The organism is Achromobacter colocynthidis, from assembly GCF_057334535.1.
Map to the genome: position 1 here is coordinate 56308 of NZ_JBHFIZ010000039.1, position 11385 is coordinate 67692.

The window sequence follows — 11385 nt, forward strand, 5'->3', positions numbered from 1 at the left end:
GCCCAGGCCCCCCGCGGCGGTTTTGGGGCAAGGCGCCACGCACGGCGCCGCCATCTAGGGCACGGGCATGAATTACAACTGGAGTTGGAGCGTCTTCCTGGAGATGTCGCCGGACGGCGTGCACACCTTCCTGGAAACGCTGCTGATCGGCGTGGGCTGGACGCTGGCGCTGGCGCTGACCGCGTGGGTCTTTTCGCTGTTGCTGGGGTCTTGGCTGGGCGTGATGCGCACGGCGCAGTCGCGCGTGATGAACGTGCTGGGGGCGACCTACGTCGAGCTGTTTCGCAACATACCGCTGCTGGTGCAGATGTTCCTGTGGTATTTCGTGCTGCCTGAATTGCTGCCGCATGCCTGGGGCCTGGCGATGAAGCAGATGCCGCAGCCGTGGGGGCAATTCGTGCCTGCCGTGCTGTGCCTGGGGTTCTATGGTTCGGCGCGCGTGGCCGAGCAATTGCGCGCCGGCATCCAGTCCTTGCCGCGTGGCCAGTTCCAGGCGGGCACCGCCCTGGGGCTGACCGAGGTGCAGGTGTACCGCTACATCATCCTGCCCGAGGCGTTTCGCATTGTGCTGCCGCCGCTGACGTCCGAGTTCATGGGCACCATCAAGTATTCCTCGGTGGCGCTGACGATCGGCCTGCTGGAGCTGACCGGCCAGGCGCGTTCGATGCAGGAATTCAGCTTTCACATCTTCGAGGCGTTCTCCGCCGCGACGGTGATCTACCTGATCCTCAACGGTATCGTCGTGCTGGGCATGCGCCTGCTTGAACGGCATATCGCGGTGCCCGGCTTGATCGGCGCGGCCAGCAAAGCCGGTCCGGCCGCGGTCAAGACCGCCGCCCTGAGCCGATAGGGGATCGCGATGGGTAAATTTGATTTCGACGTTATTTCGACCGCGCTGCCCTATCTGTTCCAGACGGGCATGACGTTCACCCTGACGCTGACGGTGCTGGCCGCCGTGATGGGCCTGGCGCTGGGCACGCTGCTGGCCATGATGCGGCTGTCGCGTTTCAAGATTCTGTCGGTGCCGGCGGGCATCTACGTGAACGTGATGCGCTCGATTCCGCTGCTGCTGGTGATCTTCTGGTTCTACTTCCTGATGCCGTACATCGCGGCCTGGGTGGTGGGCTCGGCCACGCCCTTGCGCGTGGGGGCGTTCAATTCGGCGGTCATCACCTTCACCTTGTTCGAGGCCGCGTACTTTTGCGAAATCATGCGGGCGGGGATTCAGTCGATTGCGCGCGGCCAGGTGTCGGCCAGCATGGCAATCGGCCTGACGCCGTGGCAGGGCATGCGCTACGTGGTGCTGCCGCAGGCGTTTCGCAACATGGTTCCCGCGCTGTTGACCCGCGTGATCATCCTGTTCCAGGACACGTCGCTGGTCTATGTGCTGTCGTTGACCGACTTCCTGGGCGCGGCGTCCAAGATCGGCCAGCGCGATGGCCGGCTGGTGGAGCTTTATCTATTCGTGGCGGTGGTGTATTTCGTGATCTGCTTCACGGCGTCCCGCCTGGTCAAACTACTGGAAAAGCGCACCCGTGTGCTGCGATAGGGTTTAGCGATGCAACTATCTTCGACGCCTCCGATGATCGAGATCTCGCAGGTCAGCAAGTGGTACGGCGCCTTTCAGGTGCTGGATGAATGCACGACGACAGTCGGCAAGGGTGAAGTCGTGGTGGTGTGCGGGCCGTCGGGGTCCGGCAAGTCCACGCTGATCAAGACCGTGAACGCGCTGGAGCCCTTTCAAAAGGGCAACATCGTGGTCAACGGTATTTCGGTGGGCGACCCGCGCACCAACCTGCCCAAGCTGCGGTCGGTGGCCGGAATGGTGTTCCAGCACTTTGAACTGTTCCCGCATTTGTCGGTGACCGAAAACCTGTGCCTGGGCCAGACCAAGGTGCTGGGCCGTGGCAAGGAAGAGGCCCGCGCCCGGGCGCTGACGCTGCTTGAGCGCGTGGGCCTGTCGGCGCACAAGGATAAGCACCCCGGTGAACTCTCGGGCGGCCAGCAGCAGCGCGTGGCGATTGCGCGCGCGCTGTCGATGGACCCCGTGGTGATGTTGTTTGACGAACCCACCTCGGCGCTGGATCCCGAGATGGTCAACGAGGTGCTGGACGTCATGACCGACCTGGCCAGCGAAGGCATGACGATGATGGTGGTGACCCACGAAATGGGGTTTGCCCGCCGCGTTGCCGACCGTGTGATCTTCATGGACGGCGGCAAGATTGTCGAAGACTGCGTCAAGGACGAATTCTTCGGCAATGTCGAGGAGCGTGCCCCGCGCACGCGCCAGTTTCTTTCCAAGATTTTGCAGCATTGATACCCATGACCCAGCGGACTTCCGCCGACAATCCCGCCCTTCCCGTCGACCTGCGCAGCGACACGGTGACCCATCCCACGGCGGCCATGTACGAACGCATGCGCACCGCCCCGATCGGCGACGACGGCCTGGATGGCGACCCTTCCGTGCGCGCGCTGGAAGCCCACGTGGCGACGCTGCTGGGCAAGGAAGCCGGGCTGTTCGTGCCCAGTTGCACGATGGCCAACCTGCTTGCCGTGTTGGCGCAAACGCAGCGTAACGAGCAGGTGGTGCTGGAGTCGTCAGCCCACATGTACACCTCGGAACGCGGCGCGGCTACCTTTACCGGGCTGTTCTACCAGGGCGTGTCCGGCACCGATGGCGCGATGGACCTGAACCGGCTTGAAGAGGCGCTGTTGTCCGGTGGGCACCGGCTGAAGACGTCGCTGGTGGCGATGGAAACGTCGCACAACAACGCCGGGGGCGCCGTCCTGCCGCTGGAGCACATGCGCGCGGTGTACGGCATGGCCAACGCCGGCGGCATTCCCGTGCACCTGGACGGGGCGCGCTTGTTCAACGCGGCCGTGGCGCTGGGCGTGCCGGCGGCCGAGATCACGCAGTACGCCGACACGGTGTCGCTATGCCTGTCCAAGGGCTTGAGCGCACCCGTGGGCGCGGTGCTGGTGGGCAGCAAGGCCGTGATGGCCCGCTCGCGCACGTTGCGCCGCATGCTGGGCGGCACGCAGCGCCAGTCGGGCATCATGGCGGCGGCCGGCCTGGAAGGCGTGCAGACGATGACCGACCGGCTGGTCGAAGACCACGTGCGCGCGCGCCGCTTGAGCGATGGCATCAACCGTCTGGCGCCGGCCTTGTCGGCCACGGTGCCGCAGACCAATATCGTGCAGGTCGAGACCGCCGACTCCGGCATGACCAACACGCAGTGGGTGGCGGCCTTGCAAGCCGAAGGCCTGCTAACGCGCCCCTGGGGCCGCACGCGCCTGCGTTGCGTCACCCATCGCCACATCGAGGACGAGGACATCGACAGCGCTGTCCAGGCCTTCGCGGCGGTGCTGGAAAAGCGCTGAAAGTCACTGAAGAATCGCTGAAAGCCAGCGCTGAAAACTGGCCCTGAAACCCCGTGTTCATCGACGCCGCCGGCAGGTTCCGGCGGTGCGATAATGCCGCATGTCCACGACTCACCTCACCCGAAAAGACTATTTCTGCGCGCTGGCGGTTGTGGTCATATGGGGCCTTAATTTTGTAGTCATGAAGGTCGGCATGCGGGGCTTGTCGCCCATGATGCTGGGCGCGCTGCGATTTGCGCTGGCTGCCTTTCCCCTGATTCTTTTCGTGCGCCGGCCGCAACTGCCGTGGCAGTGGATCGCGGCCTATGGGCTGGTGCAGGGGCTGGGCCAATTCGGCCTGCTGTTCACCGCGCTGAAATTCGGCATGCCGGCCGGCATGGCTTCGTTGGTTATCCAGACCCAGGCATTCTTCACCTTGCTGCTGGCGGCGCCCGTGCTGGGCGAACGCGCGCGGCGGCATCACTGGATCGGCCTGGGCGTGGCCGCGCTGGGGCTGGCGGTGATTGCGGGTGGCCGGGGCGAAGGTCCGGGCCAGATGACCATGCTGGGCTTTGTGCTGACGCTGGGCGCCGCATTCATGTGGGCAGCGTCCAACATGATCGTGCGGCGGGCCAGCCGCAAGGCGCCCGGCTACGACCCGTTTGCCTTCATTGCCTGGAGCAGCGCCGCGCCGGTGCTGCCGTTCCTGCTGCTGGCCGTGCTGATCGATGGCTGGGAGCCCGTGGTGGGCATGATCACCGGCATCGGCTGGGGCGAGGCGCTGTCGGTGCTGTACCTGGCGGTGCTGGCGACGCTGGTGGCCTACACGCTGTGGACACGCTTGCTGACGCGCCACCCAGCGGCCAAGATCGCGCCGTTCTCGTTGCTGGTGCCGGTGGTGGGCCTGTGGGCGGCGTCCATGGCGTTTGGCGAACAGTTGCAGCCCTTGCAGTGGCTGGGCGCGGCCTGCGTGCTGGCGGGCCTGATCATCAATCAGGTCGGCGGGCGCTGGCTGCGCAGCCGCTGATTTTCCCGTCGAACCGGGTTACCAAGCTCGTCGCAGCCCCGCCGTAACTACTGTCTCAGCCCGGCCTCAACTCCTCGGCCGACCGGACTACGGCTTAACGCCGAGGCGCCTGATCGCCTACTCCACGCCTAGACCTGTTCGAAGCGAATGTAACGCTTGTCGGTGTATTCCCGGCGGGTCGTGATTTCTTGCACGGACGCGCCCGGCGGGCCGCGCCGCAACCACTCAAGCATGTGATCCACCTGGTCGGGCGTGCCCTGCACCAGGGCTTCGACCGTGCCGTCCAGCAGATTCTGCACCCAGCCCGTCACACCCAGCATGTGGGCGCGCCGCACAGTGGCGTGGCGATACCCCACGCCTTGCACCGTGCCGCTGACGGACACGAGGACGGTTTCGATAGGGGAGTCGGTTTTAGGGTCGTGCATGGATTTTTCCTTCGGATGATGCGCCGCCAATGGGATGAGTAGGCGGATAAGGCTACAGCGGATGGTCTATAGGCCCGGTGGGCATCGAAGCGATACGTTAGTGCTCATGTCAAAACGTGCCAACGGGAACACCCGCTACTAGAGCTTGGAGAAGCCATTATGGAAGAGACCAGTTTGTTGTCGGAAGCTGAGACAGCGCGCTACAGGGATCAGGGCTACCTGGCCCTGAAGGACATGTGCCCGCAGGATGAGGTGGGCTACATCCGCCGCACCCTGCTGGACTTGTTCGCGAATAAAACGGGATACAACGAGGGTGCGCAGTATGACTTCGTCAGCCGCGACGACCCGTCCAAGCCCGCGAAGTTTCCAAGCCTGCACGATCCGCGTCATTATGCCCCCGGTCTGCTGAAGACGACTTACCACGAGCGTACGTTGGACCTGGCGCGGCAGTTGCTGGGCGAAGAGGCGGCGCTCTATGGCGAGCACGCACTGCTCAAGCCTGGCCCGTTCGGCCCGGAAACGCCGTGGCACCAGGACGAGGCGTTCCGCTCGCCCGACTTCGTCTACAACGAGCTGAGCATCTGGCTGGCGCTGCAACCCGCCACCGTGGAAAACGGCTGCATGCAGTTCATCCCCGGGTCCAACAAATGGGACGTGCTGGAGCATCGTTCACCCGGCGGCGACAAGAGCCTGCATCCGCTGGAATGCTGCGGCGACTTCCGGCGCGACCAGGCGGTGGCCGAACCGCTGGATCCGGGCGGCATCACCGTCCACGACGCCCGCACGCTGCACTTCACCGGGCCGAACACGTCGCCGTCACCGCGGCTGGCGTACATCCTCATCTACAACACGCCACCGGTCTACAAGCCGGGGCGTCGCGAATTTCCGTGGCTGGAAGGCCGCTGGACCGATAGCCAGACGCGCAAGAAGCAGTGGCACAAGCGCGGCGGGCTGGCCGTGGACGTGATGCGCCGCTTGCCGGGCGCGCGGCTGACCAGCCCGCGTTGGGTGGCGTGGGCAACCATACGCGCGGTCAGCAAGGTCTGGCCGCGATAGCTCGGGCGACGGGGCCGTAGAGCCCCAGTCAGAGGGGGGGCGAACGAGGCCGGCAAGCGACGCTTGCCGGCCTCGGCGCGTATACTGGGCGGCGCCGCAGGGCCTGTCGCCCAAGCGTTGCGGCGCAGCCGCCCGCAGCCGGCGGCTCCAGATTCCAAGAATACAAAACGTAGCTGGCGCCCCTCTCTCACTCCTCAGACCTCTCATGACCGCTAACCTTTCTACGATCACCTGCATCGAAGATCTGCGAGTCGTCGCGCAAAAGCGCGTGCCGCGCATGTTCTACGACTACGCCGATTCCGGCGCCTGGACCGAAGGCACCTACCGCGCCAATGAAAGCGATTTCCACAAGATCAAGCTGCGCCAGCGCGTGGCGGTGAACATGGAAGGCCGGTCGCTGCGCACCACGATGGTGGGCCATGACGTGGTGATGCCGCTGGCGATTTCGCCCACCGGCCTGACCGGCATGCAGCATGCCGACGGCGAGATCCTGGCGGCCAAGGCCGCGGCCGATTTCGGCGTGCCGTTCACCTTGTCCACAATGAGCATCTGCTCGTTGGAAGACGTGGCCGAAGCCACCAGGAAGCCGTTCTGGTTCCAGCTCTACGTGATGCGCGACCGAGAGTTCGTGGCCAACCTGATCGACCGCGCCAAGGCCGCCGGCTGCACCGCGCTGGTGCTGACGCTGGACTTGCAGATCCTGGGCCAGCGCCACAAAGACATCAAGAACGGTTTGTCGACGCCGCCCAAGCCCACGCTGCGCAACCTGATCAACCTGGCGACCAAGCCGCGCTGGTGCATGGGCATGCTGGGCACCAAGCGCCGCACGTTCGGCAACATCGTCGGGCACGCCAAGGGCGTCAGCGACCTGTCGTCGCTGTCGGCCTGGACGGCCGAACAATTCGACCCGCGCCTGAGCTGGGACGACGTGGAATGGATCAAGCAGCGCTGGGGCGGCAAGCTCATCATCAAGGGCATCCTGGATGTGGAAGACGCGCAACTGGCCGCCAACAGCGGCGCCGACGCGTTAATCGTCAGCAACCACGGCGGGCGCCAACTGGACGGCGCCATGTCGTCGATCGCCGCGCTGCCGGCGATTGCGGATGCGGTGGGTTCGAAGATTGAAGTGTGGATGGACGGCGGCATCCGCTCCGGCCAGGACATCCTGAAGGCGGTGTCGCTGGGTGCGCGCGGCACGATGATCGGCCGCGCATTTTTGTATGGCCTGGGCGCGTATGGCCAGGCGGGCGTCACCCGCGTGCTGGAGCTGCTGTACAAGGAAATGGATACCACGATGGCGCTGTGCGGCCGCCGCAATATCGAGGTGGGCGATCGCAGTATTTTGCTTCCGGGCACGTATCCGACGTGATGTTGTTGGGGTGTTTTGGGGCGGGGGCTGCTTGATGGGTTCGCGCGATCGGCGGCGTGGTTCTTGGGTATAGCTTCGCGCGCCGCACCCATCCTACGGCCACTCGTAGGATGGGTGAAGCGCGCAGGATTCGCGGCAAGAACGCCTGTGACGAACGCGCGCAACCCATCGAACCACCGCCAAGATATGGCTGGGTTATTTCGGGTTCCGGCGTTGCTTGATGGGTTTCGCGCGATCGGCGGCGTCGCTCTTGGGTATGGCATCGCGCGCTGCACCCATCCTACCGCCAGCGCCCCACCCCAACATCACCCCCCGTTTCCTGCGCCCAGGTACTGGCTGGGGCGGCGCAGCGCGGGGTCGAAGGGGTTGATCTGCGCGCCTACCGCGTCGGCCTCGCGGCGCAGCATTTCAACGATCAGCGGCAGGCGTTCGTCGTCGATGCGTTCAATGGGGGCGGCCACGCTTAGCGCTGCCACCGTAACGCCGTTGGGGTCGTAGACCGGCACCGCCAGCCCTGCAATGTTCGGAAACACGCCCTGCCCCTGGCTGCGCGCGTATCGCCGTTCCAGGCATTCCTTGATGCGTACCCGCATCGAAATCTCGTCCACAAACCCCAGATGGTGCAAGCGCGGGATGTTGAAGCGGATGACTTCTTCGCGTTCGGCTTCCGGCAGGCTGGCCAGCAGCACCAGGCCGCCCTGGCCCATGCCCAGGGGCACGCGCCCGCCGATATCGCCGGTATGCGAACGCACCGGGAATGCGCCATCCACGCGGTCCACGCAGACCGCGTCAAAGCCGCTGCGCACCAGCAGAAAGATGGTGTCGTTCAACATGCCAGACAGGCGCAGCATGGCCGGGCGGTATAGCGAGCGCAGGCTGGACTGGTGCGTGCCGGCCGCCGCCGCCAGCGCAAAGAACGCCACGCTCAGTTGATACCCCTTGCTTTGCGCGGGCTGCTCCACCACGCCTTCCTGCATCAAGCCCTGAAGCACGCGGTGCACCGTGGCTTGCGCCTGCCCGGTACGCGCCGCGATGTCGGTCAGGCGCAGCTTTTCCCCCTTGGCATCGGCCAGCACCCGCAGCACGGCAAACGCCCGTTGCAACACACCCTGGCCGCCCGAATCATCCGCTGTCTCTGATTTCTTCATTATTGAATTCCGCTGATCAAAATACCTAACCATATTTTTATCAGTAAATTCAGTCAGATGGAAAGTATCAACAAAAAATTCGATTCTTCGGAAAACCCTAATTGACCCTGCCTTTTCGCGAATCCTAGACTGCCCCATCAATAAGCCGCCGCACCGGGAAACCGGATCAACGGGCGGCACAACGCCCGCACCGGGCGACGGGGTTTGGAAAATGTCATTTCTGCGGCTGGACAACGTCTCGAAGAACTACGGCGACCTGCGCGTCGTTTCCGATCTGAACCTGACCGTTGAAAAAGGGGAATTCGTCTCGCTGCTGGGGCCGTCGGGCTGCGGCAAGACCACCACCTTGCAGATGATTGCCGGCTTTGCGGACGTGACGCAGGGCGTCATCACGCTGGACGGGCGCGACATCACCCACGCCAAGCCCAATACGCGCGGGCTGGGCATCGTGTTCCAAAGCTATGCGCTGTTCCCGCACCTGACCGTGACCGACAACGTGGCCTTCGGCTTGAAGATGCGCAAGGTCGAACGCGCCGAACGCCAGGAGCGCGTGCGCGAAGCGCTGGCGCTGGTGAAGCTGGACAAGCATGCCGACCGCTACCCGCGCGAGCTTTCGGGCGGCCAGCGGCAACGCGTGGCGCTGGCCCGCGCGCTGGTCATCCGCCCGCCCGTGCTGCTGCTGGACGAGCCCCTGTCCAACCTGGACGCCAAGCTGCGCGAAGACATGCAGTTTGAACTGCGCGGCATCCAGAAGAAGATCGGCACCACCACCGTGATGGTCACGCATGACCAGGCCGAAGCCTTGTCCATCAGCGATCGCGTGGTGGTCATGCAGGACGGCCGCGCCACGCAGGTCGACGCCCCATTCCGCATGTACGAACATCCGCAAAGCGAATTCATTTCGCGCTTTGTGGGCAAGACCAACCTGCTGCCCGGCCGCGTCACCCGCTGCGGCGAGCAAGCCGAAATCGAGACCGGCGCGCTGCGTGTCCTGGTCGATGGCGAAGGCTTGCGCCATGGCGACAACGTGCAGTTGTCGCTGCGCCCGGAAAAGCTGGTGCCGGTGCCCCCAGGCCAGGGCAAGCTGGCCTGTGTGGTCAGCACGCGCTACTTCCTGGGCAGCCAGTGGATGTACGACCTGGATTCGCCGGTGGGCACGCTGACCATCCTCACGCCCAACGACGGCCGCCGCCCGCATGACGATGGCGAGGCCATCGGGCTGGACTGGGCCGAGGGCGTGTTGCGCGTGCTGCGCGCTCCGGCCGCCTCGACCGTTCAAGAGGCCGCCTGACATGGCAACGCTGACTCACGCCGCGGCCGGCCCCAAGCCCCGCAACGACGGCCTGCTTGCCATCCTGGGTTCCATTCCGCTGACCATCGTATTTTTGACCCTGGTGCTGACGCCGCTGGGGCTGACGCTGGTGCTGTCCTTCCGTCCGTTCGACTACAGCGCGGGCATCCTGCCGGGCCATACGTTCGAACATTATCTGGCGGTGGTCACCGACAGCTACTTCGTCGAAATCTTCTGGCGCACCTTCTGGATCGCCGGCGTGACCACGCTGATCTGCGTGCTGATCGGCGCGCCCGAGGCCTACATCCTGTCGCGCATGGGCAAACCCTGGCGCTCCATCTTTCTCTTGGTGGTGCTGTCGCCGCTATTGATCTCGCTGGTGGTGCGCGCCTTTGGCTGGAGCATGCTGCTGGGCCCGCACGGTGTCGTCGGCCGCGCCGCCGACGCCTTGGGGCTGGGGCCGCTGCTGTACACGCCCACCGCCGTCATCATCGGCCTGGTGCACGTGATGCTGCCCTTCATGGTGATCCCCGTTTGGACCTCGCTGCAAAAACTGGACCCCACCGTCGAGCACGCCGCGCTGTCGCTGAACGCATCGCGCTTTCAGACCTTGACGCGCATCGTGCTGCCGCAGGCCATGCCGGGCATTCTGTCGGGCAGCCTGATCGTGTTCGGCCTGTCGGCAAGCTCGTTCGCCATTCCCGCCCTGCTGGGTGGACGCCGCCTGAAGATGGTGGCCACCGTGGTGTACGACGAGTTCCTGACCGAGCTGAACTGGCCGCTGGGCGCGGCCATCGCCATCATCCTGCTGGTGGTCAATGTCGTGATCATGATGGCCTACAACCGCGTTGTTGAACGCTCTTACCGCCGCAGTCTGGGCTAAGGCGCCAAGGAACCAACATGCAAAAAAATGGCCCCTTCGCGCTGGCGTTCAACTTCCTGGTGGTGGTGTTCGTGCTGGCGCCGCTTGCCATCGTGTGCCTGGTGGCGTTCACGCCCGACACCACCCTGACGGTGCCCACCACCAGCTTTTCGCTGCGCTGGTTCCGCGCCGTGTTCGAGCACCCCAACTTCATGCAGGCATTCCAGAACAGCCTGTGGCTGGCCTTCCTGTCGGCCACCATCGCCGTCTGCCTGGCCGTGCCCGCCGCCATCGCCATCACGCGCTACCGCTTTCCGGGGCGCGACGTGTTGAACGGCTTGTTCCTGTCGCCGCTGATGATTCCGCATCTGGTGCTGGGCGTGGCGCTGCTTCGATTCTTCGCGCTGATGGGCATGGCGGGCAGCTTTCCGTGGCTGGTCGCCGCGCACGTCGTCGTCATCACGCCTTACGTGATGCGGCTGGTGATCGGCGCGCTGGTCGGCTTTGACCGCTCGATTGAACACGCCGCCCTGTCGCTAGGCGCCAGCCGCGCCACGGTGTTCTTCCAGATGACCTTGCCGCTCATCATTCCGGGCGTGTCGGGCGGCTGGCTGCTGGCCTTCATCAACAGCTTCGATGAGCTGACGATGTCGGTGTTCATCACCGCGCCGTCCACCATCACCCTGCCCGTGCGCATGTACATGTACGCCACCGAATCCATCGACCCGATGATGGCGGCCGTGTCCGCGCTGGTCATCGCGCTAACCGCCGTCACCATGCTGCTGCTGGACCGCGTGTATGGCCTGGACCGTGTGCTGGTGGGGCAAAAATGAAACCCTTGCCGATG

12 protein-coding genes are annotated in these 11385 nt (G+C 64.8%); 10 read left to right on the plus strand and 2 right to left on the minus strand.

Annotated elements, in window-relative coordinates; genetic code table 11:
- The first annotated feature begins 67 nt into the window (after positions 1–67).
- The 5 genes from ACE04A_RS26760 (at position 68) to ACE04A_RS26780 (ending at position 4387) form a co-directional block, all read left to right on the plus strand.
- Entirely contained in the window at positions 68–850 is a 783-nt protein-coding gene (locus ACE04A_RS26760; RefSeq protein ID WP_259251306.1) for an amino acid ABC transporter permease, read from the plus strand.
- A gap of 9 nt (positions 851–859) precedes the next feature.
- Positions 860–1549, plus strand: coding sequence for an amino acid ABC transporter permease (locus ACE04A_RS26765; protein ID WP_259251307.1), 690 nt, complete (start codon positions 860–862; stop codon positions 1547–1549).
- Positions 1550–1582: 33 nt separating this feature from the next.
- A complete protein-coding gene (locus ACE04A_RS26770; RefSeq protein WP_050447375.1) occupies positions 1583–2317 on the plus strand; it encodes an amino acid ABC transporter ATP-binding protein in 735 nt (244 codons plus the stop codon).
- A 5-nt stretch (positions 2318–2322) separates the two neighbouring features.
- Complete coding sequence (locus ACE04A_RS26775) at positions 2323–3381, plus strand: threonine aldolase family protein (protein WP_485820698.1); 1059 nt, start codon at positions 2323–2325, stop codon at positions 3379–3381.
- A gap of 100 nt (positions 3382–3481) precedes the next feature.
- A complete protein-coding gene (locus ACE04A_RS26780; RefSeq protein WP_279993507.1) occupies positions 3482–4387 on the plus strand; it encodes an EamA family transporter in 906 nt (301 codons plus the stop codon).
- Between the two features lie 128 nt (positions 4388–4515).
- On the opposite strand, the gene ACE04A_RS26785 is transcribed toward ACE04A_RS26780, so the two are convergent.
- Positions 4516–4812, minus strand: coding sequence for an acylphosphatase (locus tag ACE04A_RS26785; RefSeq protein ID WP_438859310.1), 297 nt, complete (start codon positions 4810–4812; stop codon positions 4516–4518).
- 159 nt (positions 4813–4971) lie between these two features.
- On the opposite strand from ACE04A_RS26785, the gene ACE04A_RS26790 reads away from it, so the two are divergent.
- A complete protein-coding gene (locus tag ACE04A_RS26790) occupies positions 4972–5868 on the plus strand; it encodes a phytanoyl-CoA dioxygenase family protein (protein WP_046804032.1) in 897 nt (298 codons plus the stop codon).
- A 205-nt stretch (positions 5869–6073) separates the two neighbouring features.
- Positions 6074–7237, plus strand: a complete 1164-nt coding sequence (locus tag ACE04A_RS26795) for an alpha-hydroxy acid oxidase (RefSeq protein WP_100853675.1) — start codon at positions 6074–6076, stop codon at positions 7235–7237.
- A 305-nt stretch (positions 7238–7542) separates the two neighbouring features.
- Here ACE04A_RS26795 and ACE04A_RS26800 read toward each other — a convergent pair whose 3' ends face one another.
- Positions 7543–8385, minus strand: coding sequence for an IclR family transcriptional regulator (locus tag ACE04A_RS26800; protein WP_100853674.1), 843 nt, complete (start codon positions 8383–8385; stop codon positions 7543–7545).
- A 211-nt stretch (positions 8386–8596) separates the two neighbouring features.
- Here ACE04A_RS26800 and ACE04A_RS26805 point away from each other — a divergent pair, with 211 nt between their 5' ends.
- Genes ACE04A_RS26805 through ACE04A_RS26815 form a run of 3 tightly spaced genes read left to right on the plus strand, consistent with a single transcriptional unit; the run spans position 8597 to position 11371 of the window.
- Positions 8597–9676, plus strand: coding sequence for an ABC transporter ATP-binding protein (locus tag ACE04A_RS26805; RefSeq protein ID WP_448715689.1), 1080 nt, complete (start codon positions 8597–8599; stop codon positions 9674–9676).
- Between the two features lies 1 nt (position 9677).
- On the plus strand, positions 9678–10559 hold the full coding sequence (locus ACE04A_RS26810; protein ID WP_259251314.1) for an ABC transporter permease: 882 nt from the start codon (positions 9678–9680) through the stop codon (positions 10557–10559).
- A gap of 17 nt (positions 10560–10576) precedes the next feature.
- Positions 10577–11371 carry an ABC transporter permease gene (locus ACE04A_RS26815; protein ID WP_279993509.1) on the plus strand — a complete coding sequence of 265 codons (795 nt, stop codon included), beginning with the start codon at positions 10577–10579 and terminating at the stop codon, positions 11369–11371.
- Positions 11372–11385 lie beyond the last annotated feature (14 nt).

Excerpts from the sequence above, each read along its gene's own strand:
- ACE04A_RS26800 (WP_100853674.1), bottom strand. The coding sequence starts at position 8,385 with ATGAAGAAATCAGAGACAGCGGATGATTCGGGCGGCCAGGGTGTGTTG.
- ACE04A_RS26770 (WP_050447375.1), top strand. The coding sequence starts at position 1,583 with ATGATCGAGATCTCGCAGGTCAGCAAGTGGTACGGCGCCTTTCAGGTG.
- ACE04A_RS26780 (WP_279993507.1), top strand. The coding sequence starts at position 3,482 with ATGTCCACGACTCACCTCACCCGAAAAGACTATTTCTGCGCGCTGGCG.
- ACE04A_RS26760 (WP_259251306.1), top strand. The coding sequence starts at position 68 with ATGAATTACAACTGGAGTTGGAGCGTCTTCCTGGAGATGTCGCCGGAC.
- ACE04A_RS26795 (WP_100853675.1), top strand. The coding sequence starts at position 6,074 with ATGACCGCTAACCTTTCTACGATCACCTGCATCGAAGATCTGCGAGTC.
- ACE04A_RS26790 (WP_046804032.1), top strand. The coding sequence starts at position 4,972 with ATGGAAGAGACCAGTTTGTTGTCGGAAGCTGAGACAGCGCGCTACAGG.
- ACE04A_RS26815 (WP_279993509.1), top strand. The coding sequence starts at position 10,577 with ATGCAAAAAAATGGCCCCTTCGCGCTGGCGTTCAACTTCCTGGTGGTG.
- ACE04A_RS26805 (WP_448715689.1), top strand. The coding sequence starts at position 8,597 with ATGTCATTTCTGCGGCTGGACAACGTCTCGAAGAACTACGGCGACCTG.
- ACE04A_RS26775 (WP_485820698.1), top strand. The coding sequence starts at position 2,323 with ATGACCCAGCGGACTTCCGCCGACAATCCCGCCCTTCCCGTCGACCTG.
- ACE04A_RS26785 (WP_438859310.1), bottom strand. The coding sequence starts at position 4,812 with ATGCACGACCCTAAAACCGACTCCCCTATCGAAACCGTCCTCGTGTCC.
- ACE04A_RS26810 (WP_259251314.1), top strand. The coding sequence starts at position 9,678 with ATGGCAACGCTGACTCACGCCGCGGCCGGCCCCAAGCCCCGCAACGAC.
- ACE04A_RS26765 (WP_259251307.1), top strand. The coding sequence starts at position 860 with ATGGGTAAATTTGATTTCGACGTTATTTCGACCGCGCTGCCCTATCTG.